Raw genomic sequence first — 23279 nt, forward strand, 5'->3', positions numbered from 1 at the left:
GGGTATAAAATGGAATATGCATTACAAGAAGTTAAAACCCAAGCAAAGAAGTTATTAAAAGCATTGAAGTCAGAGCCTAGCTTAGTGATAGCTATGCAAATTCCTTTAAAGAAAATCAACATCGCATCACCGGAGTTGTTAAAGCTAAAGCATTGCCTAGTTCTGGTTTCAATGGAATTAGGCTTTAAGGACTGGCATGAAGCTCAACTACTTTTATCAGGTAGTAACAAGCAATTAATAGCGACAAACATGGGTAGTTTTTTTTATCCTAAAGGTTGTGGCGGTTTTATTAATGAGTGGTTTGCTGATTACACACAAGCAAGAAAGATCTTAGTTAACAGTGCGACATCGAAATGGCTGTTGCCTTATAAAAATCAATTTATTGTGGTAGAGAAAGAATATATTGAAGTGTTTAAGTTAAATAAGGATCTTATGTCATATTGGGCTGAGGTAAAGCATGACATGGTGGCTAGTTATAATAGCGTAGCTTGGGATAAAATAGCCGGTGCAGTTATTAGACATAGACTAAGAAACTATTAAATCGGGTAAGTAAGCATTCACACTTTTAGTGTGTGAATGCTATAACGCTGCATTATTTATGTAACAGAGTCAGCTTAATAAGCGCCTGCTGCGTAAGTTAATTCGTAACTGTGGCTATATATCTCTAAAATATTACCAAACGGGTCTTCCATATAAATCATGCGGTAAGGTTTTTCACCTGGGTAGTAATAACGAGGTTCAGCCATACGTTTTTTACCGCCAGCTTCGACAATTTTTTCAACCAGCTCTTCTAAATTTGGATCTTGCACACAGAAATGGAATACACCTGTTTTCCAGTATTCAAAGTTATTATCTGGGTTCTCTTGGTTTTTAAATTCAAATAGTTCAACACCAATACGATCGCCAGTAGACATATGAGCAATTTTAAACTTGCCCCAATTAGCGCCAAATACGTCAGTACACATCTCACCTATAGGACTGTCATCTTCTTCAATTTCAGTGGGCTTCATAATCAAATACCAACCCAGTACTTCAGTATAAAATTTAACAGCTTTCTCTACTGAAGGTACAGAGATCCCAATATGGGAGAATGTTCTAGGATATGCTTTGCTCATTTTATTTTCCTCAGTTACTCAGATAGGTGTAGTTTACGATGGAAGATAAATTACGTACAATTATCATAAATCATAATTATAAGTACGTTTTGTAATGATTAATCTTATTTGGTTAAAAACATTTTGCTCTCTCGTCGATATTGGTCACTTTACACAAACAGCTGAAAAGTTATTTATGACCCAATCGGGAGTAAGCCAGCATATAAAGAAATTGGAGCAACAACTAGACACCTTATTACTTGTGCGCGAAGGAAAATCTTTTTCACTTACCGATGCTGGCGACAAACTTTACCAACAAGGTCAAGTTTTACTGAAAACCTCTGAAGAAATTGAATCGTCGATTAAACATGATGATCCCTTAATAGGCACAGTAAAAATAACCACGCCTGGCAGTGTTGGTTTAAAGTTGTATTCCCAGTTATTGGAGGTACAACAACGCCACCCAACATTAGTCATTGATTATATGTTTGCGCCAAACTCCAGCATTGAACAGGACTTAACCGATAGAAAGGTAGATATTGGTTTACTGACAGAGCAGACAAAAAGCGCAACTTTATTGAGCACGTCAATAGCGGTAGAGCCATTAGTATTAGTGACATCAAAAGAAATTGAAGTAATTAACTGGCCAACATTAATTGCTCTTGGTTTTATCGACCACCCTGATGCTGAGCATCATGCGCAACAGTTATTAAGTGAAAATTACGGTGAATTTGAACATATAACTCAGTTTGAACGTACGGGGTTTTCAAATCAAATCAGCTTAATTTTAGAACCCGTTAGTCGGGGTCTAGGTTTTACTGTGCTACCGCTACATGCTGTGAATGCTTTTCATAAACAAGACGACATTGCAGTACATTTTTTGAAACATACGGTTAATGAAACTTTATACCTTTGCCAAAACCGTCTCTCTTTTGAAAATAGTCGTACGCAATATATTAAATCGCTCATCATCGATCTTATTAGTTAGCTTAAGTGATCGTTAAGCCAACTCTTTCCGTATAAATTCACCATGCCAAAGCTGTTTTGAAGAACATCAGCAATGTAGCAATTTTTAGGTGGTATTTAATGATAACTCAACAAGTACTGATTATAGGCGCAAATAGTGATATTGCTAAGGCGCTAGTTTTACAATTAAGAGAAAATAAAACTATCGGCTTGATTCTGATAAGTCGCGATGTAAATGCTGATGATTTACTTTACCGCAATAAAAAAAATAACCGTGTAAATATTATTAGCGTTAATGATTACCTGTCACAATCCATTGAACACGCCATTGAAGAGCTAGCCACTTATGATCACGTACCTATTACCCGTATTTTTATCTGTAACGGCATACTTCATAACCAAAGTATTCAACCGGAAAAGCGTATAGAGGCGTTAACAGTTGAATCCTTTAGTGAAGTGATGATATCGAATGCACTAACTCCGATGTTATGGATTCAACACTTAATGCCAACCATAACAAATAACTCTTCTTGTAAGATTATCGTGTTTAGTGCAAGAGTCGGTAGCATCAGTGATAACCGCTTAGGGGGTTGGTATAGTTATAGAGCATCTAAAGCAGCACTGAATATGATGCTAAAAACTGCGGCAATTGAAATTGCTCGCAGAAATAAAAATGTCAAAATAATTGCATTTCATCCAGGCACAACCGACACGCCTTTATCAAAACCTTTCCAAAAAAACGTGCCTGAAAATAAACTATTCACCTGTGAATTTGTTGCCAAGCAACTGTTAACAATTGTTGAAAACACTTCATACGATCAAAGGGCCAGCTATCTCGATTGGCAAGGTAAATCAATCAATTGGTAAATTGCTGATATGCTCCTTCACTATGGAAATACAAAGATAATTGTTCAATAAAAAATTTTTGTGAACTGAAGGAAGCTAACTCACGTATAGCTAGATAATTGTATTAATTAACGAGTACTTATCAATGCGTCTATATACCTTATTGCTTTTCATCACCCAAGTTACTGCGTGTAGCGTTAACTATCCTAATCAAGATATTACCGGAAAGGTCTTTCCTTCAATTAGTGGTCAAACACTTGAAAAAAAGACCATGAGCATACCTCAAGATTTTGATGGCGACTTTACCCTTCTATTGATTGGCTATAAACAAAACTCACAATTTGATATCGACCGGTGGTTAATTGCGTTAGATATGACTAAAACTAACGTGCCGACTTATGAAATACCAACCATTCAGGGTTTATTCCCTCGAATGTTCAGCACAGTGATTGATAATGGTATGCGTGCAGGTATTCCTAAACCTTTGTGGAAAGGCGTGGTGACGGTTTATAAAGACGGGGAACAAGTACAATCCTTTACTGGTAATGAACACCCAAATAACGCAAGAGTGGTATTACTCACTAAAGACGGCAGCATAGTTCATTTTTACGATAAAGGGTTTTCAGTAGATGCGCTAAATCAATTAAGAAGTCATTTAATCGCTAACAAATTATGATGCAAATGTTGATTCACATCCTTCGTTACAGAGCGCAGGTGATGAACAGCTTATCAGGCGTTAAAGGTGCCAATATTTTGGGGCGATATTACACTGTAACCCAAAGATAGGTTAGCTAGCAAAAGAGGATGTTTGAAAATTACTGCCAACCCATAAGCCAGTTTTGACTCTCCTTTAATTCACGCCAATCAATACTGTATTCGCTCTTAGTCATAACTGCTTCAATAATACATTCAACAATCTTTTGATTTTCATCAAATTTTACAAGAGTGATGATAAAGTGCTTTTCTTTATTTGTTATGTCAACCTTGGTCCACTTACTGCGAATGAGTGATTTAGGATTCACTTTATTCATAATCATAATTTCATCCTCATTTACTACACTACTTAGCTTTTATTTACGCCTGAAATTTATTTGTTTATTGATAAACACTTTTAAAAACTCAGACTGAAAACAGATAAAGAGAATGCTCCTGTGGTTTTTCTGGTGACTAAAAACCCGACTTCACGAATATCTTCCGATTTTAATACAGGCGCATTATCTATAAGACGGCCTCTAAATGAGGCTTGAAAATCAGCTAGGGTAAAAGTGAACTTACCTCTTTGCCCTGCAACTGTCTTAACGATATGTTTATAAGATAAGCGAAAACCATTGAAGTTTACTACCATTCTTAATTGGTATATTAACCCATCACCTTCAAGATCAATCGTAACCGTTTTAATACCCTGAACTAGTGGTTCAATCTCTGTAAATACAGAGCTAAAGCCACCGTTATTATCGAGTGAAATTTTACCAAGAAAAGTGCCTGTACCCTGTTTGAAGACGAAACGTCCTTTCGATTTCCCGCCCATAACACCATCATCAGTTATACGCCAATTTTCAACGCTTTGCTGCTCAATAAAATTAATCATAATTGATGACTCTTGTTAAGACGTTTAAATCGATTATTTGTTGGTCATGAGGATCGAGAAATAATCACTATAAAATTTGATAATAAAATCAATCAGTAATAAGTCCATAGGTTTGTTCAATAGCACCACTTAACTCAATAAGATCATCCACTACAATATCTGCTAAACCCGCATAACTCAGCGCTTTAGCGTAAGTTACCAAACAGGACATAGTATTAGCATTTTGCGCTGCTTGCAGATCATATAAATAGTCACCTACGTACAGTAAGTTTTCTGGGGGAGAATTCCAATATTGGGCTAAATGTAATAAAGCATCAGGGGCGGGTTTAGCTTTATGATCTTCCCGCGTTAATAGGATAGGCACATCAATATTATTATTGTGTAACTTTATCAAAGCCGCTTGTTTGCAATTTCTTGTGACAATAGCGCAAGGTATAGATAGTTTGGACAATAATGCTAAGAGTTCATCAGTACCAGCCAACTTGCTAGCACTATGCGCATCATTGATTTCATAGTCAACTAACACTTGCTGGGCATCAAGTCTTTGCTGTTGCGGTAGTGAGTCAACAAAACTCAATAAATCGATATCTTTTGAACAGCCTACCGCTTCGCGAATATTATCAAAATTTAATGATGAAGAAACCAAGGTGTTGTCTAGGTCAAAAATAACGCCTAGCAGTTTATGTGTTAACACTATTTAATATCTCCGATCATTGGCATCATGCAATTGAAAGCAGTCAATAATATTTATCAATTAAGTGCGATCATTGAGTTTACCTTTGTGTAAAACTCATTGAAGGTGTCTTTTTTATCAAATTGAACATCGAATTTTCCATGAAATAATAAAGTTACGGTTAGATCTTTATAAGTTAACCAACAAGTATAACCATCAAAATCATGCTGCGCATTAATACCTAGAAGCTCATAGGCACTCGAAAGTTTAACCCCCTTGGTCTGTATTAAATTAAAAATCAACAACAAGTCTCTATAATTTAAGGTGTTATTAGTCATGAAAATATACGTTATCATCTGATAGTAAAAACATGTGAAACATATGATAACTCCGATAGTTAATCTTATAATAGCATTACGTTAGAACAATAAAATAAGTTCATAATGTACGCTTCTTTTATAAAAGCCTTAATGCTTTACTACATTTAGAAGAAATAATTGGACTCAGTTACAGCAGCGTAATCAATAACGCCATAGCGGTATTTATTAATAATCAAGGGTGAAAAATGCTTTCAGATTTTATTACACGACATAAATTACCTAATGAGTTTAAGGTAACGGTAAAGACACATTACAAACCCCTCGCTGATCGAATAGTTAGTTTATTTAACAAAAAAAAAGGCGTATATTTTGTCGGAATAAATGGTTGTCAAGGTAGCGGTAAGTCAACACTCACTGACTTCATTGCTGAATATTTAATGAAGCAATATCAACTAAATATTGTCATCATGTCTTTAGATGATTTTTATTTCTCAAGTAAAAAGCGGAATCAATTAGCTAATGATGTTCACCCGCTTTTAGCGACTAGAGGGGTTCCAGGCACTCATGATGTGACTGCCCTTCACCGTGTTTTAACTCAATTATCAACGCAAAGCACAGGGTTCACTATCCCGAAATTCAACAAAGCTATCGATGAGCCATTTCCACAAAACCAGTGGCCGACAATTAAAAGACCTGCCGATATTGTATTATTAGAAGGTTGGTGCTGGGGCATAACATCTCAATCCGCTGAGCAATTACAAAAGCCAATTAATGAGCTCGAATTACAATACGATGCAGATGGAAAGTGGCGAAATTACGTTAATCAACAACTTAAAACAACCTTTGAACCGCTATACAAAAAGATGGATTTTTGGTTAGCATTGCAAGCGCCCTCTTTTGATTGTGTTTACCAATGGCGTTTAGAGCAAGAACAAAAGTTGCTGGCTAGTAATATTGGTTTGTCTCATTCAAAAATAATGTCACCCGCAGAGGTCTTCAACTTCACTCAGTACTTCCAAAGACTTAGCGTACAAGGTAGCCATACTTTTCCAAATACTGCTGATACTGTTTTTCATTTAGATGCTGCTCGGCATATTATAGATATCCCTTAAAGGGTTACTTGGAAAAGCGCACCAAGTCACTTTATCTATTTTTGTTAATTTTATTGAACACTGAACTAACAGAGTGATAAAAAACTGAGACTCGACTTCGACTAAAATTTATATTTGTCACTGAGTAAAAATTAAGCAAAGTAGATGGAATGTAACTGGCTGGTTTTGCACTATTTAAATCACACAATGAACAGTTCATAACTACTTTCTTTAAATTATAATTCTAATGTCAAGATAGCCCTCAATCAATATATCGTAAGCGTTACATTTCCTCTAAAATCAACAACATCGCCTGTATAACGGGCAACACAGGCTGATTAAACACTCTAGCAATAAAGAATCATTAGAGTTTTTAGTGGATATATCACTGTCAATATACGCAGAAATAGTGTCAGATTTTTTTACACTTTTAACTTTTAATTAATTTTAATTAAAGTATTTTTTTCTCTGTTGTTGATTTTACAGGGTTAAATATTATTGGTTTAGTTTATGCATTTTATATCACTGTAGGTTTCTAGTCGCCTTCTAATTAGTCTAGTTCATCTAGTTAGCAAGTAGAAATTCAAACATAATTCAAACAGAATTTAAAACAGAATTTAAAGTAGACAAGGAAATAATGATGAAAAACTTTAACAAAAAAGCACTGGCATTAGCCACGGTTGCAATGTTAGCAACTGGTCTTAGTAGCCAAGCTTATGCTGGGGCCAAGACTTATTCACACCTGTTGATTGATAACTTTCAAATTTTTAACGGTAATAATGTTCAATATGATGTAGGGGATTTTGACGACTTACAAATTGGTAACTTCTCTACTACTTTTGCAATAACTAATAATAATGGATTTGCAAGTAATGATAGTACTGCTGGAGGTAATTTAGACGTAACCGCTGGTAGTGGTAACGCTGACGATAACGCTTCGTGTGTTGGTGCGGGCTGTAGTTATGAAGATTCATATACGATGCAAGCCTCACCTGTAAACAATTCTTTCATGCGTGGCGATACCGAGTTATTGGGTGCGCTGATCACAGGCCTTGGTCCTGCTTCCTCTGTTACTGCTAATGCAATCACTGAAGGACAAACGGAGGTGACCGATGCTGGCTCCGGTAATGCCGATGTTGGAACAGGTACTCAATTCTCATTTTCTGGTATAGATGATACTATCAGATTTGAATTTGACGCCCAAGCGATGCTTCAAGCTCTGTTGCACCAAGATGATGTAAGTGCCTTTGCTGCGCTTGGTTTTAGTATCAACATATTCGATAACACCAATGGAGTGGATGTTTTTTCGTTTGCCCCTGGCGAGTTAAACGAAGCTAGAACACAGTTAAGCGCGGGAAGCACAAGTTATGACTCTGGCTTTCTACATTTTTCAGCGACATCAGCTCAACTGTTAGCAGCAAATACCTATACCCTAAGTATTAATCAAACCACAAGAGGTAGATTTAACGCTATTAAACCAATACCTGAGCCAGCTACGCTAGCGATATTTGGTTTAGCTTTAATGGGTTTGGCTTCTACACGCCGTAGTAAAACCTAGTTGTGCCGCTTCAAGTTGTGCCGCTTAATAATGCATAACCTTAGCAAAAATTGAGCATCATCCTATTGAGCTTAAAGTTGCCGTTTACCAGCTTTAAGCTCATTTTAAATGGGCTCAAACAGTACAAAGAAAATCACCTCAAAATATGAAGTTTAACATAACGCCCAAATAGCCAACAAAGTTAACCATACTTTCTTATCCCTTAGAACAATCTGAGTACATTAGTTACGCGCTTTACTGCTTTGCTTACCATGTATACTAAGAAGTATGTCAGACCACTGTTTTATCCTTTAATATTTTATTTTCTACAATACCGGTTTTAAATGATCGATACAGGTTAATACCAATTTTTTAAATTATTGCTCACTTGTACGGGCCAAAACACTTCATGACTACGTTGCTCTCAATCCCAATAGCCAGCGATTACTCAATCGAGCGCCTTGCCCTGATTTATTTTTCCTACGCACAACAAGATAACAAACTTAAAGAAATTGGTATAACTCAATCAAATTTTAAATGTCCAAAGTCTGCAAAGCCTTTCAAGCCTTCGGTTCCTGAAATTACTGTACTTAGGGCAAGTAGATGTATAACAAGTAAGTTATGCATTCTGTGGCGCATAACACGAGGAGCTGTTATTAAGTCGAAAGATCTTAGAAAAGCACCTATCCATGTAAAAATGGCAATTGTTATTATACCTGAGTGCGCAATGAGAATTTGAAAGGGGCAACTGCAATGCTGTATTTTAACCTCCAGCAGCAGTGTAACTTAGTGTGCTGGAGGTTAAAGTGCATTACTTGTCATGATGGATGAGAGAAAAAGGTAATTAACTACTGCTCTGCTCTCAATTGATTGAGCAATTCCTTAGCCTCTATGCTAGAAGAAAAGCTATCTTGCTGAGTAAGCAAATGCTCTAACATTTTTTCTGCTTGTAATTTCTCTCCAACTTTCGCATGGGATTGGGCAAGGTGAAACTGTATATCCAATCCGTTTGGCTGGAGTGATACCGCGTCAGAAAAAGCCTTCTTAGCTGCACTATAATCTCCTTTACTATAATGTGCTAGACCTAGGGTGTCTAAGAAATCTGACGAGTTAGGTGATAATTGATTAGCCTGAATAGCATGCTTTAATGCAGTATCTACATTATTATTCTGTTTGAGTAGCAACCAAGCTAAGTTATTGTGGGCAAGACTATTATTAGGAGTTAGCTCAACCAGTTTACTATAAAGCTTAGCAGCTTCTTTGTCTTGATTATCATTCAAATAATAATCTGCAAGGACATTCATGGTCATAATGTCCTTAGGGTGTTTATTTAGCCAAGTCACTAAGGTATCTATTGCTTTTTGTCGCTCAGATTGCTGCCATAACGCTGACGAAAGGTGAATGGTATTGTGGTTGGTCTCTTGTTTAGCGAGTATCTCTTGATACAAGTTCACCGCATCAGCAGGACGTTGTTCACTCAACGCAATTTGCGCCTGTAATTTGGTGACAGAAAGAGGATGAGGGTTTGATTTATCCAATGATTTAACTATCGTTTTTGCACTTTCGACATTTCCCTTTTTTAAGGCGACTCGAGCTTTAATCACCAAGCTCCCTATGTGTTTAGGTTTGAGCTTTAGCGCACGGGTTACTGATTCCCGCGCCATCTCAAGCTGTCCTGTTTTTTCGTAAACCTCTGCCAAGCGATAATATGGAAAAAACATCTCAGGTGCAATTTGTTGAAGTTGTTGATAACTTTCAATCGATGCTTTTTGCAATCCTATATGCCTTTGAGCATCACCGAGTAGTGCTAATAAACTAGGATGTTCCGGGTGCACCTTTAATGCCTTTTTACTGATCACCATAGATTTACTAGCTTCATTATTGCTTAAATAGTATTGTGCCAATAGTAACCTAGGTTTCAGTTTCTCAGGGCTAATTTCGATGGCTTGCTCAAGCCAATTAATGCTTTGCTCTTTTTTGCCCGCCTGTTGGTCAATAACATATAATTCTATCAATGAAGTGACATCATCGGGGTACTGTTTAATCACTGATATATATAAGCTACGTGCTCGTTTCACATCCTTGCTTTGTTGCATTACCAGTGCCGCTAATAAATGGGTGGTGTTAGGGTGACCAGGACGAATTAACAGTGCTCGCATAAATGCACTTTCTGCATTTTTCAATTGCTGTTTCATTACATAAGTTAGTCCTTCAAGCATTGGGCCATAGGGACTTTCGGCATGCTCAAGACTTATCTGTTGTGCAACTTTCAGAGCTTGCTCGGGCTGCCTGTCTTTGAAATAGCTTAGGGTTAGGGCTATTTTTGCCTGCAATGATTGCGGGGCTGTTTCTACGGCTTGACCCAGCACAGTTATTGCCGACTTAACATCGCCTTGCTGTAATGCTAAGCTTGCCAGCGCTAGTTTACTGTCTAACTTTTCCGCGTTTAAGGCATCAGCCCTAACGAAAAATTGCTTGCCGAGTTCAATCTTACCGGTTTTGATGGAAGCCAAACCTGCAGCTATGATTAATTCGCTATCATTTGCAGTAAAGGTACTATCCTCTATTTGAGCCAAGGTTGTGGTTGCTTGCTCGTTTAAACCTAATTTCAATTCCAAAGCAGCTCTTAGTTTTAGAGCAGCTGCATATTCTGGCATTATTACAAGGAGTTTTCGAACTTGATTGTAAGCAGATTCATAATTATTGATTAAATAGTTTGATGACGATGCAATATACAAACTTTCAGGGTGCTTTGAATAATTACTGAGGTTTTTTTCAGCAAATTGCGCGGAATTTTCATAATTTTCTTGAATGAATTCAATGGTAGCCAATAAATAGTTTATGTAAATATCATCAGGGGTGGTCTGTAAATACTTGAGTAGTTGTTCTTTAGCGGTATCTAACTTATTTGCTTCTATTAACGCCTGCGCAAGTTTTATTTTTGCCAAGTTATCGGCGCGAACTACCTTGTTCGCTTTTTCATACAACCGAATAGCCTCATCGAAATATTTGTTTCTTAAAGCGATGTCACCTTTGAGTAAAATACCTGCAAAGTGGTTTGGGTTATGCTCTAGTAGTTGTTCAAGGTAGCCATCCGCTTTGGAGAACAATAATTGCTGACTTTTTAAAAGCGCTAATGAATATAAAACGTCAGGGTGTTTTGCATTTATTTGAACCGCTTTGGTTAAAATTTCATCTGCTTGTTCTAAATAGCCCTGATAAATATCAACTTGTGATTGAATGGCATAAGATTCAACTATTAACTCTGATGGCCAATCCCCCCTATTAGAAAACAGCTGGTTTATTTCTTCAAACTCGTTTAAATGAACAAATAGTTTGGCTAAACCAACTATTATTTCTGGATTTTCAGGCGAAAGCTTATAGGCAATATTTATTTCTTTTTTAGCTGAAATTAGATTACCTATATCTAAATAGATATTTCCTAAAGCTAATCGAGCTATACTATCTTGAGGCTTCTCACTTATTACATTTTTTAAAAGGATGATAGCATTTTGAGGCCTACCTTGTTTTAACTGACTTTTCACTTCAACCATATAGTTACTATAATCCTGCGCTGGATTACATGCTTGGATTGAAAAAAGGCAGAACAAAGCTAATACTTTAAACAGTCTGTTGTTAGTTTGTTTTATATCGTTACTCATTAATGTTTTCAAAATATCGTCCTTATTCAAGTGGTGCTTATTAATTTTCGTAGCGTCCCGGCGAAAATATATTATTCGGATCAAGAGCCTGTTTTATTTTATTTATCGCTAACCCATGGCCTTTTTCAGCTTGTGGGAGCTGTCCCATTGCATGAGTAGAAAGCCTATAGGGGTAATAGCCTTTTTCAATTAATTTTTTCAGTAATTCATCATGACAAGTAAGAGCCCTCTCTTCTTCTCCTTGACGATCACGATCATAGGTAATAGCGATAACACTATCGATGCAACGTTCTGTTAAAAGTGTCATGGAAATAGCAGGGTCAAATCTATATTTAATCAATGTATCTTCTATGATTTTTTCAAGAATCACCGCATGTTGCCCTGTCATCGGTGCTATTGGTGCTAACCACAGTAGACCACACCTGTCTTTGTCTGGATCTGCTTCATCAGCAGCTGGTGCGGGCGTATTCTTACGCCAATAGGTGCTGGGTAAAAAAGTATTACTTGGAATGCCTTGTTTTAAGGCAAAGAGAGGTTCAACGATTTCTAACGCTTTATCTAGGTCTACACCTGTAAGCCATTGATAAGGTTTTTTAATCATTTTTGCCATCTTGATTAGGCGATCATCAAGAAAGAAAAATTTTACTGATTTAATATGTTTTAAGGCGTTTTTCAGCTTTTTACGTGCCAAAGCTACTTCAGCCTTTGTACCATAGAGGGCGCCTGAAGCATTCCAACCACCAATTTTAGATTTCTTGCATTGCTTTTCTAACCAATCACTAGGAAGCGGAGTAACATCATTTACTTCTTTCCAAGGGTATTGACCAAAAGCAGATACAGCTTTATGTGCATTGACAATATGCATAGCACTTTTAAGGGTGCCATTAAGACGTAATGGTCTGAGAGAGTTAACAAGTTCAGAAAGTTCATCTTTGTTTACATTACAAAAGAATACTTGTGTATATTCAGGCGCAGGCATTAACCATATAGTCATCTTACTAATAATACCAAAATTTGATTGGCTAAAAAGTCCATCAAGGTGCGCCCCTACGCCCCACTTATATACACTTGCAGCTTTGGCATTAGAAAAACGGCCAAAGCCGGTATGCAAACTTTCGCCGCTAGCAAGTATCACTTCTAGCCCACAAACATTTGAGAAATGGTCACCATAGGGTGTATGGCCAAACCCTCGTTCTAGCGTATTACCAATAATACTGCATTGTGAAGAAGAGCCTGTTGCATCAATCCATAAAGGTGCATTTTTAGATTGAAGAAAATCATAGAGTTGTTTTTGTGTCACCCCTGGTTCAAGTGTTACATAGGCTAAATCTTGGTCAAAATCCAAAATTTTATTCATGTTACCTAAATCTACAATTGTACAGTTATTTGATGTTGGTACGCTCGACCCATATCCCCAATTTTTTCCTGTGCTGATAGGGTAAAGTGGCGTTTTATGTTCAGAAGCTATTTTTACAATTTGCTGTAGTTGTTCCTTGTTATTGGGTTTGAGTATTGCCACAACTGAGTGAGGAGTATGATAGGTTGCTGTTTCGTACTTGTTTAAAGTAGCTTTGTCAGTGATGACACTCGCTGGTGGCAGAATTTCAGCCCATTGTGCAATAGCTTGTTTGAAATCCATAAACAACCTCTTTCTCAAAAAATCAATTTAATTCTAAATATATCGATGGGCAAAATACTTATCCAATCTATCTATTCGTAACATCAGTATGTGGCAATAAAAATACTTGTTTAACTAAGTCGTCATAAATCTGTGCATAGAGTTCTTTCAACTCAGGATTTAGTTGTGAGCAAAAATTATATCTAGACAAAAAAAACATGGCTCTCATGCCGTGATAGTCAATCTCATCACCTATTTGCTCGAAAGGCAGACCAAATCGTCGTAACCGCCTATTTAATTTTGGCTCCATCATTACGAAAGAACCTACATGATTGCAAATATCAGCTAAGGCAACGGCTGCAATATATAATCCCATGGCAATATTCGGAAAATGTCTGTGCTCCTCTTCGGTATAAATAGTGTCGGAGTTAACAGCATTTAGAATGAATGGCGCCTTTTTTTCTTTTTTTCTTCGTCGGAAAGAATTGAGTACCGCAAGTCGTGAAATTTCTCCAAAACTTCCTCGTATCAATTTTGTGGAGTCTAATATCTCTTTATGAGCACTGTGTAAGCAATTTTTCTCAAAAGGCAAAGCAAGATCGGGTTTTTTTACCGGAGGAATAACTAAGCGAACACAACCGGCATATACGCCAGTCCGTTTATGCTCTAACAAGCAGTGATATGCATAATCATCGCAATCGTCAGTTTCCATTTGAAGAAGGTTTTCTGGTTCCCAACCTAATTCGTCACAATATACGCCATATCGAATTTTGAACGCTTCTTCACGCAGTAATTTTGTATCAGCAAATTTGATTTGAAAAAACTGATTAAAATTTTTAGCAATTGAATACTCACCCATTATTGAGTTTTTCGCTTGAAAAGGGGTTATAAATTACTATTATAGACGTCAATTGAACATAACAGTAATTAACTTTACTCTCCTTCCAGTTTAGTAATTTAAGATTTTGTTTTTTAAAAATTTAAGCTAGATAAAGCCCGATAAATTACGGATTAGCTGATGATGATATTGGCCTCCATTTTATTGCATTAGAGATATGGGATGTTTTTTGCTCTAAAATGCAAATCAAAACTTTACCCTCAGAGAAAACAAGGTATACCAAGACAGTCGCTAATCGATATTAATAGGAACTAAATCGAGTGACGGCTGTGTAAGTTCAAATAGTGGAAGAGAGTTTGTTTGACTTTATCTCTAAAATTGCCAGCTATTGATTTTTATCATCAGCCCTGTAAAGTGGTCATACCAGAAGATTTATATTAACACTACAAACATCACCTTTATGGCTAACTTTTATTCAACTGACGTAACAGTTATATGTGTAGATCAATTTGCAATTGCATCAACAATCTACACCCCCAAAAAATCGTTGAAGGGCGCAATTTTAATAGGCCCCGCAACAGGGATAAAAAGACAGTTTTATGCCAGCTTTGCTGCTTTTCTTGCCGAAAAAGGCTATGGCATAATCACCTTTGATAATAGAGGTATTGGAGGCTCTTTAACAGGAAGCGTTAGTGAAAGTGATGCGTCATTACAGTCTTGGGGTGAAAAAGATATGCCTGCCGTATTGGAACATTTGAAAATAACATTTCCTAATACCAATTATCATTTAATAGGACACAGTGCAGGCGGGCAATTGGTTGGACTAATGCATAATGCGAAAGATTTTACTTCTATCTTTAATTTTGCCAGTTCATCAGGTCAATTAAAAAACATGCCTCTACCCTATGCGATAAAGGCACATTTTTTTATGAACTTATTCATCCCATTAAGTAATACCTTTTTTGGTCATACAAAATCTCAATGGTTAGGCATGGGCGAACCTTTGCCTAAAAGAGTTGCTCAACAATGGCGTGCTTGGTGCAATAGCGAAGGTTATGTAAAAGCTTCTTTTGGTAAAACAGTTCATACACATTTATATGATGAATTAACTACACCATCTATGTGGGTGAATGCAGTAGATGATGACATAGCAATTAATGAAAATGTTGAAGACATGCTTAGTGTCTTCACAAAAATAGCTGCAGAAAAACTCACTTTATCTGCTGATGACTATGCCTTAGATGAAATAGGCCATATGAAATTCTTTAGTCGACAATCGCAGGCATTATGGATTCATGCATTAAACTGGTTAGGAAAGTATTAGCCCTTGATATTAGTGACTAGTTATTTAATTAATTTATTTTCATAGCGCCTAGTATGATATTGCATTAATTTTATAACTCCTTTATTTAAAATAAATAATTAGAGCTATGTCAGTTAACAAGAACTAAACCTTTCCTTTAGTTTAGTTCTTCCTGATGAGAGCAATTTCTAAGGCACGTTCAATATTGTCACTATTTTTACTAGGCGATTACCGTCCTATCAATTGACTTCAAATGTTCGCACTCCTATAACATCTCTGTCATTTTCCCATATTTCATATCTCGGGTTATCCATATCATCTAAATACCAGATGGCCATCACCAATCGATCCTTATCGTTTGCAACCCTTAACGTGCCCGCATAATCACTTTCAATAGAAGTTCGTAATAAACAACTTTTATAATTGACCTTGACACCACTTTTCCCTTCAGTAAATTCAGTGCACACTGACAAATAGGCATTCAGGTTATCATCATTGTTGTAACTTACCCTTAGTTCATACTCTTGATCAATTATGAATGATTTAGCAACAACAAGTTCAGCCGTTGTATCGTAGGTAGCATTGGGATCTAGCTCGACTTCAACCACTTCAGGTTCATTCACTATCGGGTCAACAGGGGCAGGAGTCGCTACAGCTGGAGGTGTAGAAGTTGAAGAATCATCCCCGCCGCCACCACCACATGCCACCATTAAGAAACTCATCATAGATACCAATACAATGTTAGTCAGTTTCATGATCTTCTCCTTATTGTTTAAAGACGTTGTTAGTATTGCTTTTTTCAATCGTAAACCAATCTACATTTAGCTCACCTGAAGTTGTTACGAAACTATGAAAATCTGGGTAGGCATATTTAATGTCCATATACTCTACGGGGTGTTGCCACTCATACGGAATATTTATAGCCCACGGCATACCATTAGCATTGATGAAATACTCTCCATTAGCAGCATCTGATGCATCATCACCACGACCTAAGAAATTTGTTTGAAAAGCCTCTGTTGGTGATTGATTTTTAAGGTGAACCTCAAACCTTCTTCCCGGTGCTTCGCCAAATACGTAGTTTCTTTCATGTCCTTCAGACGAGAAAATGAAGGGGTCGTACGGGAAATCAGCGACATTGTCTTTGCTGACATTCGCTTCCATGGGTATTTCCAATGAGAAAGTCATTTGAATGCTCGAGCCACAACCTGCTTCAGTGCGGTAATATTTGCATGTTTCACCCGAGGTCACAAAATCCCAAAGATCATCGGCTACAATAAATATTGCTTCCTCTTTCCCCGCTTCAAGCGGTAAAACACTTTGCACAACACCATTAATTTTAAAGACCAAACGATCAGTGTCTACTTCGCTTCGAAGTAATCCAGGAAGCCTAAATGCAAAACCATTATGATAAGATGCGCCAATAGCAACGACCTGCCCTTCTATTTTAACTCGCATTAATGTTCCCGCTACGTCGTAAGATGAAAGTCGATAATGAACAACCAGATCATTCATATCGTAATCTCCCACCAGCGGCCAGTTATCTTCAAATGCCAAGGTAGCCCAAGTATCAGAAGAAGGGTAGTGCATCGCCGTAACATTCTGTTCAGCAATATCAATTTGATAATCTTCTACTTCACCATCAGAAACGCCACCGGTAGGGGATAAAGATTCTTCAGAACTCAACCTGAAACGTGACCAAGTAGAGCCTGTTTCACTCCAAGTTGGTACGTCGTAAGCGACAACATTACTACCCGCATTCACTGCCTCTGAAATTATGACTTGTTCGTCAGCGTCAAACTCCCCATCCTTGTCAGCATCAACCCATGCATTTACAAAGCCATCAGCTGAGGAGGTGATGTCTACAATCGCTGTTTTACCAGCCTCAACACCGGTCACAAATTGAATGCCATCATTATCATCAATATCAGAACCATTATCTGCGTAAGCATTAGTTTCGCTAACGACAGTCTCACCCAAGAATAAGGTGCCATCACCCACATCATGGCGTGCACCATTATTGTTTATACTAGAGCCATAAGAGTCAGGAGCATCACCAAAATCGGTCGTAGGTGAGTCTTGAGAAATGATTGGGGCAAGTGCGCAACGCGCGCCATCGTTGTTACTAGATGAAGGTCCGTATGCAAAAAATTCAGCAATAGGATAGTCCCAGTTCGTATTTACTCTAAAAATATTACCGTCATTATTTCTGCTAATGTATAAGTTGCCGGTAACGTCGAAGTAAACAGCACCAAATGTTCCTGACTCACCTACATTACTAAGCTTAACCGAAGTACCCGCTTGCACATCGATTTTCCAAAGGTTACCCCAACGATCAACCGCATAGGCAAAGCCATTATCAGGATGAAACGCCAAATCGTAAATAGCTAGGTTAAGGGTTGTTCCGTTAACGATATTTTCCATTTGTAAATAGTCTTCACTGCTCGCATCTAATGAAACACGAAACAAACCAAAATTCTCTCCAGGACGGTATAGGTAATAAGCATTTTCTAAAACAGAAATGTCACCAACATAGAAACCCTTATTTGGTAAATTTGATAACGATATTGGCTCAACCCCAAAGTCCGCACCAATACGAACAATAGTGCCGTAGTAATAGTTGAATGCGTATAGATAACGGTCATGGATGCTGAATGCCAATGCATTCATTTTTTGCTGATTCCAATCTGCAGGTGAGGTTTTTTCATAAAATCCCGTTGCTAATTGCACACCATACAAATTGGCTAATTTATCCTGAACTAAAAAGGCTTCTGTTGGACACTCCGTAAAGGGTTGTGCGTGTAAAGCTATACTAGTCATACCTATGGCAAATAAAATACCTTTAACTGTTTTTTTTCTCGCTGAATTTATCATAGTGAGTTACATCTCCACATAACATTAATTATTAAATAGAGTTTTGCAACAACAATGCCAAGAATAATATCCAAATTTTACAATAGGTTACATCAAGCTTTTATTTTAGTATGTTTAAACGGTAGTGTTATTTCGCGATCTGAAAATAAAAATGCAAAATGGTAAATATTAACTGTGCTTTGTTCTTATTTTTATATTTTGTCATGATAAATTTAACGAATGGACGTCATCACGACATTCTTAAATACAGACACAGATAGTTTTATGAAGAAGTATTGAATAAGATTCAATTTTAGCGATAAAAATACGGATGTGTATAACTTAGAAGCGTTTAACGCTAGGTATGTCGTATTATTAAAGCCTTATTAGAATAGATTGCTGTTCTTTCTTGGTCATTTTAGCGACCACCAATTTAAATGAGTTATCGATCATGCGCTCAATTTCACCCTGTGGAATTGAGCCATCTAGAATGACTGTATTCCACAAGCGCTTATTCATATGATAACCAGGGATAATGGATGGAAATATATCACGTAACATAACGGCTTCATCAGGATCACACTTCAAGTTCATCCACCAATCCACTTTTTTGGAAGTATCACTTTTCCCGTCACCTTTGCCCATCTTTCCGATGGCTAACGTCGCAAACATTTTATTTTTCACTTTGAAGACCTTAACGTCTTCGCCAAAGGGGAAATCTAACGTAGTTTCTGGCTTATTAAGTAGATACTGTTCTGCTTTTATGTAGTCTAGGCTATCAACCATAATTTGCTTCCTTAGCAAAAAAATGCTGATTAACAATTTACCGTACTTCTGTATAAGATGAAATATTAAGCCCCGCATTAAGTTCTTCTATAGTATAAATTCAATTTTATATTTCAGGTGAACTTATGTGTAGTACACCAAAACTGAAACAAAAAATGAAAGGCAAAACTTCAAACAATGTCGTTAGTATTTTATCTCAGGTGAATGCTAAAAAGAGAAAAGAGTTTGCTGAACGAGCCAATGAAGCGAGTGAACGACGAGAGATAATAAAAAAAACCACCATATTAAAGCAGAATAAAATAGAGCGGGCTAAAGATCAGGCTTCGGTGAAGAAAAACACTATGACGAGTAAGCCATGGCATTATTGGTTGATAAGGGCTAGTTTTAGTGAAATATTTCATACGATATTCCATAAGAAGTCTTCTATGAAATAGTGATAAATACACAAAGATCCAACAATTCTTTGACATGTATGAAGCAATAAAACAAAAATTTCCTGCATAAAAAAGCCCTTACGTTTAAAAATAAGGGCTTTTGTCATTTAGATTAGGTGGTTTTATTAGGCAAATGATTTACCTCATCACTTAATATTCCCGCTGAATCATTCTTCTTCAAGTGGAACGGGTATATAACCTTATTAAAAAGAGTATGTCGCTTCTACCCAGGCGCTCAAACCTTCACTTGGCAATCTATCCATTACAGGGGTACCAACTTCTTTAACACGATTATAGCCACCTAAGTGATTTTGATATTCTCTATCAAGCAGATTATCAACACCACCACGCAGGGTAAAATCAGCGGTAACAAAATACTCAATATCTATGTTTACTAAACCATATCCTGAGGTTGCCTTCTCGGTATTTGTTGCAGAAACATCATCTTGTGCCGCCACAGCAACTAACGTTAAGTTGCTGATGACATTTTCATTATGGTAACTAACACTTATTTGACCATTAAGTGGTGCAATGCGGTATAGGTTATCATCAATATCACGACGCTCACCTCTAACATAACTAGCAATTCCCGATAATTGGAAATTGTCTGTCAGGTTGTAATACCAATTAACATCCGCGCCATATAATTTAGCATCTACATTGCTAAATTTAAGTGGGTTGTCGTCATTTGCCATCATCGACGCCATCATTTTCGCTGACGAATCATCCATATCCAGCGGCGTGCCTTGAATATAGTTGTCAATGCTTTGATAAAATATGTGTGGAGCAATCATAAAGTCACTTGATTGCCAGGTTAAACCAAGATCAGCTTGGTACGCTGTTTCTGACTCAAGGTCAATATCACCAATGTAGGTATGACCATCTGCTAGTCCCCCCGTCGACTCCATTGGTGTCCACAAATAACGCTCTTGGTATGATGGAGCGCGGTTTTTCATTCCTACACCAACGTAAAGTGATAAAGTTTCACTGAGTTGGGTTTGAGTGCTAAGGGCAATATCTACATTGGTGTCTGAAACTTTGCGGTCTGCCTTATTAAAATCATCTTCTAGATCACCTAATAAACTTGCCATACTTGGCATCATACCTGAATTCATGCCACCCATGTCTGAGTCCATGCCACCCATGCCTGAGTCCATGCCACCCATGCCTGAGTCCATGCCACCCATACCTGAGTCCATGCCACCCATACCTGAGTCCATGCCACCCATACCTGAGTCCATGCCACCCATGCCTGAGTCCATATTCATCGCCATATTACCGCTTACTTCATCAGCATTTGATATCGCATGTTTTACTCTAACACCAAACTGAACGGTAGTTTGTCCATACTGATTTTGCCATTCAGTAAAAAAGCCAAAACGATCATCTTGAACATTGTTAAAGTTAACTACTTCAAACATCTCATTAGTTGGATTGGTAATAACTGAGTCGTGCGTTGCAAGATAACCATCAACGCCAAAGCTCAATTCGCCAAAACTGAACTCACGATTTAGGACAAACTTAAAGTCTGTCGTATCTGCTAGTGCTGTATTACGGCGTTTTTTCATTGGGTCATGGGCACGCATTAAAAAGTTAGTCATGCCGTGATCAGCATCTAAATAACCTACGGACCACTCGCCTTGCCATTGTCCCAATTGAAAATCACCATCTAAATTAATTCGGCTACTTTCTATATATTCAATATCCATTGGTAACGCTGGCGTGCCTGAGTCGGTCGTTTTTGTATAGTGATAACTCAAACCAACAGTGTTATTTTCAGTCGCGTGTCTTACATCAAAACCTGCTTGAGTTTTATCAAAATCAGTCGGTTCAATAACCGTTCCATCACCACTTTCCATACTATCGCCAGCTTGAGTATTGCCATAAAGTAATACCGCAACATCACCTGTAGCTATGTTGGTTACACCTGACAGCGTACTAGCACTGTTATTGCTTCGATAACCTGCTTGTAAATCACCAGATACATGAAGGTTTTCTGAATTCATTACTTCGGCTTTACGCATTGAGATATCGATAGCACCGCCAATAGTGCTCATGCCCGCAGAAACTGGTGCAATACCACGATATACTGTCATTGAATCAACAATGAGTGGTGTTGAATAACTTAAAGGTGTGTCCATGGCATTAGGGCCTGCACCAATAATAGGATGACCATCAAGTGTTGTAGCAACTCTGTCACCAAATAAACCACGGTACTGAGCTATACCTGTGACAGGGCCATTGCTGTTAATATTGGCGCCAGGAACAGAAGCTAGCCAATTGGCTAAATCAGCTTCAGTTGTTTTGCCTTGCGCGAAACTTTGATTGTCTTCGAGTGAATTATGACGTTGATTTGAGATAGTGATAACTTCAATATCTTTAATCGCGCCTTGAGCATTATTGGCTAAAGCGGGAAGCGTAATAGCACTACTACCTAAGATAACGAGGTTAACAGCTAGAGCAAGAGGTTTTAGAGTAAAATTCATGTGTTTATCACTTACAGTAATATTGGAATAAATTCAATTAATTGAATTGGTATGACGCTATTTTGTAAGTGATTACATTCGGAAACAAATGGAATTGGACAATGTGCGACAAAGTGTCGCACCTTAAATTTAGCTTAGTTGCGCTAGGTCAAAAAAGCAGAAAATGTTAATTCAAAAATACTAGATAATACCTGCTTTTTTCAAGTGATTTCGAGCAATTTCAATACGATCAGCTTTCATTTCTGCATAACTACCGCGGGTAAAATTAAAGGCAAAATAATGTACACCTTTATCATTTTCAACAAAGCCAACATACCAACCTAGCATAGCCTTACTGCTTTTATCATTGCTATTTGCTTTACCTGCTCCTGTTTTTGCGTAGAGCAAATAGTTAGCCTTTTTTTCAACCAACATGACTTCTTTTAGGGTATCAATGCTGTGCTGACTAACACCTAACTGTCCTCCATGCATTTTTTGTAAAAAGCGGACTTGTTCTAATGCCGATATTCTCATACTACCATTTAGCCAGAAGTTATCTAACCCAGAAGATATATCCTGATTTCCGTAATTAAATTTTGAGACATAAGTTTGCATTTTATCTTGCCCTATATTTGACGCTACTTGTCTAAAAATAGGCACCATAGAAAACTTAAATGCTGTCGAAAGGTCATACTCTGGAAGTTTCCAAACCGATGGCCACCATTTTTTTTCCGGATATTTCTCTTTATCAAAGGTTAACACTTGTTGTGCGCTCGCTATTTGCTTGCTATCTAATGCAATCAGGCTATTTGCTATTTTAAAAGTAGAAAAAGGTGATAGGCGTTGCTTTGCTCTCCTTTCATTTACCAGTGATAACACCTCATTTTCTTCTGTGTATGAAGAGCCTTGAGTCACCTTGACACTATTTTGAGTATTTACATCTTCACTCAATGCCTCATTGACTATTTGTGTCATTGCTTCACTTTTCTTTTCACTCAGTAAAACAAAAGTACAATCATTACTGCTAGCAAGACACAACTCATTGCTAGCAACTGCTTGGTGAATGAAACCATTTAATGCTAATACACTAACAATACTGATAATTTTTTTCACACAAACCTCTTTATTGGAAAACTGAATAGAAAATTTTAGTCACTCTACTGAACTTACATTCTGAAGCAAAACCAGAATACATAAAAGAAAAA

At 37.3% G+C, this 23279-nt stretch carries 21 protein-coding genes; 8 read left to right on the forward strand and 13 right to left on the reverse strand.

All coding sequences use genetic code 11. From position 1 onward, the window contains the following. The first annotated feature begins 9 nt into the window (after window positions 1-9). Window positions 10-540, forward strand: a complete 531-nt coding sequence (locus ND2E_RS05350; RefSeq protein WP_033094990.1) for a hypothetical protein — start codon at window positions 10-12, stop codon at window positions 538-540. Window positions 541-614: 74 nt separating this feature from the next. Here ND2E_RS05350 and ND2E_RS05345 read toward each other — a convergent pair whose 3' ends face one another. After that, the gene (locus ND2E_RS05345; RefSeq protein WP_033094991.1) at window positions 615-1115 is read right to left on the reverse strand and encodes a lactoylglutathione lyase family protein; all 501 of its coding nucleotides are present in this window, start codon (window positions 1113-1115) and stop codon (window positions 615-617) included. A gap of 94 nt (window positions 1116-1209) precedes the next feature. Here ND2E_RS05345 and ND2E_RS05340 point away from each other — a divergent pair, with 94 nt between their 5' ends. From ND2E_RS05340 to ND2E_RS05330, 3 genes are all read left to right on the forward strand, one after another. Beyond that, window positions 1210-2082 (forward strand): LysR family transcriptional regulator, encoded by an 873-nt coding sequence (locus ND2E_RS05340; RefSeq protein ID WP_081962080.1) that lies wholly within the window; start codon window positions 1210-1212, stop codon window positions 2080-2082. A 98-nt stretch (window positions 2083-2180) separates the two neighbouring features. After that, a complete protein-coding gene (locus ND2E_RS05335) occupies window positions 2181-2927 on the forward strand; it encodes an SDR family NAD(P)-dependent oxidoreductase (RefSeq protein WP_033094992.1) in 747 nt (248 codons plus the stop codon). A 124-nt stretch (window positions 2928-3051) separates the two neighbouring features. Continuing rightward, on the forward strand, window positions 3052-3582 hold the full coding sequence (locus ND2E_RS05330) for a lipoprotein (protein WP_033094993.1): 531 nt from the start codon (window positions 3052-3054) through the stop codon (window positions 3580-3582). A 139-nt stretch (window positions 3583-3721) separates the two neighbouring features. Here ND2E_RS05330 and ND2E_RS05325 read toward each other — a convergent pair whose 3' ends face one another. The 4 genes from ND2E_RS05325 to ND2E_RS05310 form a co-directional block, all read right to left on the reverse strand. Beyond that, window positions 3722-3937 (reverse strand): TIGR02450 family Trp-rich protein, encoded by a 216-nt coding sequence (locus ND2E_RS05325; RefSeq protein WP_033095090.1) that lies wholly within the window; start codon window positions 3935-3937, stop codon window positions 3722-3724. 80 nt (window positions 3938-4017) lie between these two features. Continuing rightward, window positions 4018-4494, reverse strand: coding sequence for a CIA30 family protein (locus tag ND2E_RS05320; protein WP_033094994.1), 477 nt, complete (start codon window positions 4492-4494; stop codon window positions 4018-4020). Between the two features lie 88 nt (window positions 4495-4582). After that, a complete protein-coding gene (locus ND2E_RS05315) occupies window positions 4583-5188 on the reverse strand; it encodes an HAD family hydrolase (protein ID WP_052056828.1) in 606 nt (201 codons plus the stop codon). Window positions 5189-5244: 56 nt separating this feature from the next. Then, window positions 5245-5505 carry a DUF3081 family protein gene (locus ND2E_RS05310; RefSeq protein ID WP_033095091.1) on the reverse strand — a complete coding sequence of 87 codons (261 nt, stop codon included), beginning with the start codon at window positions 5503-5505 and terminating at the stop codon, window positions 5245-5247. A gap of 227 nt (window positions 5506-5732) precedes the next feature. On the opposite strand from ND2E_RS05310, the gene ND2E_RS05305 reads away from it, so the two are divergent. Next, window positions 5733-6599 carry a kinase gene (locus ND2E_RS05305; protein WP_033094996.1) on the forward strand — a complete coding sequence of 289 codons (867 nt, stop codon included), beginning with the start codon at window positions 5733-5735 and terminating at the stop codon, window positions 6597-6599. A 619-nt stretch (window positions 6600-7218) separates the two neighbouring features. After that, window positions 7219-8136 (forward strand): EDSAP-1 family PEP-CTERM protein, encoded by a 918-nt coding sequence (locus ND2E_RS05300; protein WP_033094997.1) that lies wholly within the window; start codon window positions 7219-7221, stop codon window positions 8134-8136. Between the two features lie 827 nt (window positions 8137-8963). Here ND2E_RS05300 and prsT read toward each other — a convergent pair. The 3 genes from prsT to ND2E_RS05285 form a co-directional block, all read right to left on the reverse strand. Further along, entirely contained in the window at window positions 8964-11789 is a 2826-nt protein-coding gene (gene prsT / locus ND2E_RS05295) for an XrtA/PEP-CTERM system TPR-repeat protein PrsT (RefSeq protein ID WP_033094999.1), read from the reverse strand. 28 nt (window positions 11790-11817) lie between these two features. Then, window positions 11818-13416 (reverse strand): FAD-binding oxidoreductase, encoded by a 1599-nt coding sequence (locus ND2E_RS05290; protein ID WP_052056829.1) that lies wholly within the window; start codon window positions 13414-13416, stop codon window positions 11818-11820. Between the two features lie 67 nt (window positions 13417-13483). After that, window positions 13484-14254, reverse strand: coding sequence for a PEP-CTERM/exosortase system-associated acyltransferase (locus ND2E_RS05285; protein WP_033095001.1), 771 nt, complete (start codon window positions 14252-14254; stop codon window positions 13484-13486). A 439-nt stretch (window positions 14255-14693) separates the two neighbouring features. Between ND2E_RS05285 and ND2E_RS05280 the strand changes: the two genes are divergently transcribed. Next, window positions 14694-15557, forward strand: coding sequence for an alpha/beta hydrolase family protein (locus tag ND2E_RS05280; RefSeq protein ID WP_033095002.1), 864 nt, complete (start codon window positions 14694-14696; stop codon window positions 15555-15557). A gap of 218 nt (window positions 15558-15775) precedes the next feature. Here ND2E_RS05280 and ND2E_RS05275 read toward each other — a convergent pair whose 3' ends face one another. From ND2E_RS05275 to ND2E_RS05265, 3 genes are all read right to left on the reverse strand, one after another. Then, window positions 15776-16291: a hypothetical protein gene (locus ND2E_RS05275; RefSeq protein ID WP_033095003.1), complete on the reverse strand. Its 516-nt coding sequence runs from the start codon at window positions 16289-16291 to the stop codon at window positions 15776-15778. Between the two features lie 10 nt (window positions 16292-16301). Beyond that, complete coding sequence (locus tag ND2E_RS05270) at window positions 16302-18410, reverse strand: LruC domain-containing protein (protein WP_052056831.1); 2109 nt, start codon at window positions 18408-18410, stop codon at window positions 16302-16304. A gap of 354 nt (window positions 18411-18764) precedes the next feature. Further along, on the reverse strand, window positions 18765-19175 hold the full coding sequence (locus tag ND2E_RS05265; protein WP_033095004.1) for an MmcQ/YjbR family DNA-binding protein: 411 nt from the start codon (window positions 19173-19175) through the stop codon (window positions 18765-18767). Window positions 19176-19300: 125 nt separating this feature from the next. Between ND2E_RS05265 and ND2E_RS05260 the strand changes: the two genes are divergently transcribed. Beyond that, on the forward strand, window positions 19301-19609 hold the full coding sequence (locus ND2E_RS05260; RefSeq protein WP_033095005.1) for a hypothetical protein: 309 nt from the start codon (window positions 19301-19303) through the stop codon (window positions 19607-19609). A 203-nt stretch (window positions 19610-19812) separates the two neighbouring features. On the opposite strand, the gene ND2E_RS22210 is transcribed toward ND2E_RS05260, so the two are convergent. Beyond that, window positions 19813-22095: a TonB-dependent receptor gene (locus tag ND2E_RS22210; RefSeq protein ID WP_052056833.1), complete on the reverse strand. Its 2283-nt coding sequence runs from the start codon at window positions 22093-22095 to the stop codon at window positions 19813-19815. A gap of 180 nt (window positions 22096-22275) precedes the next feature. Next, window positions 22276-23187, reverse strand: coding sequence for a penicillin-binding transpeptidase domain-containing protein (locus ND2E_RS05255; RefSeq protein ID WP_033095006.1), 912 nt, complete (start codon window positions 23185-23187; stop codon window positions 22276-22278). Window positions 23188-23279 lie beyond the last annotated feature (92 nt).

The sequence above is a fragment of the Colwellia psychrerythraea genome (genome assembly GCF_000764225.1).
In the GTDB taxonomy this organism is placed as follows: Bacteria; Pseudomonadota; Gammaproteobacteria; order Enterobacterales; family Alteromonadaceae; genus Colwellia; species Colwellia psychrerythraea_D.

Excerpts from the sequence above, each read along its gene's own strand:
- ND2E_RS05350 (WP_033094990.1), top strand. The coding sequence starts at position 10 with ATGGAATATGCATTACAAGAAGTTAAAACCCAAGCAAAGAAGTTATTA.
- ND2E_RS05345 (WP_033094991.1), bottom strand. The coding sequence starts at position 1,115 with ATGAGCAAAGCATATCCTAGAACATTCTCCCATATTGGGATCTCTGTA.
- ND2E_RS05340 (WP_081962080.1), top strand. The coding sequence starts at position 1,210 with ATGATTAATCTTATTTGGTTAAAAACATTTTGCTCTCTCGTCGATATT.
- ND2E_RS05335 (WP_033094992.1), top strand. The coding sequence starts at position 2,181 with ATGATAACTCAACAAGTACTGATTATAGGCGCAAATAGTGATATTGCT.
- ND2E_RS05330 (WP_033094993.1), top strand. The coding sequence starts at position 3,052 with ATGCGTCTATATACCTTATTGCTTTTCATCACCCAAGTTACTGCGTGT.
- ND2E_RS05325 (WP_033095090.1), bottom strand. The coding sequence starts at position 3,937 with ATGAATAAAGTGAATCCTAAATCACTCATTCGCAGTAAGTGGACCAAG.
- ND2E_RS05320 (WP_033094994.1), bottom strand. The coding sequence starts at position 4,494 with ATGATTAATTTTATTGAGCAGCAAAGCGTTGAAAATTGGCGTATAACT.
- ND2E_RS05310 (WP_033095091.1), bottom strand. The coding sequence starts at position 5,505 with ATGACTAATAACACCTTAAATTATAGAGACTTGTTGTTGATTTTTAAT.
- ND2E_RS05305 (WP_033094996.1), top strand. The coding sequence starts at position 5,733 with ATGCTTTCAGATTTTATTACACGACATAAATTACCTAATGAGTTTAAG.
- ND2E_RS05300 (WP_033094997.1), top strand. The coding sequence starts at position 7,219 with ATGAAAAACTTTAACAAAAAAGCACTGGCATTAGCCACGGTTGCAATG.
- ND2E_RS05290 (WP_052056829.1), bottom strand. The coding sequence starts at position 13,416 with ATGGATTTCAAACAAGCTATTGCACAATGGGCTGAAATTCTGCCACCA.
- ND2E_RS05285 (WP_033095001.1), bottom strand. The coding sequence starts at position 14,254 with ATGGGTGAGTATTCAATTGCTAAAAATTTTAATCAGTTTTTTCAAATC.
- ND2E_RS05280 (WP_033095002.1), top strand. The coding sequence starts at position 14,694 with ATGGCTAACTTTTATTCAACTGACGTAACAGTTATATGTGTAGATCAA.
- ND2E_RS05275 (WP_033095003.1), bottom strand. The coding sequence starts at position 16,291 with ATGAAACTGACTAACATTGTATTGGTATCTATGATGAGTTTCTTAATG.
- ND2E_RS05270 (WP_052056831.1), bottom strand. The coding sequence starts at position 18,410 with ATGATAAATTCAGCGAGAAAAAAAACAGTTAAAGGTATTTTATTTGCC.
- ND2E_RS05265 (WP_033095004.1), bottom strand. The coding sequence starts at position 19,175 with ATGGTTGATAGCCTAGACTACATAAAAGCAGAACAGTATCTACTTAAT.
- ND2E_RS05260 (WP_033095005.1), top strand. The coding sequence starts at position 19,301 with ATGTGTAGTACACCAAAACTGAAACAAAAAATGAAAGGCAAAACTTCA.
- ND2E_RS22210 (WP_052056833.1), bottom strand. The coding sequence starts at position 22,095 with ATGAATTTTACTCTAAAACCTCTTGCTCTAGCTGTTAACCTCGTTATC.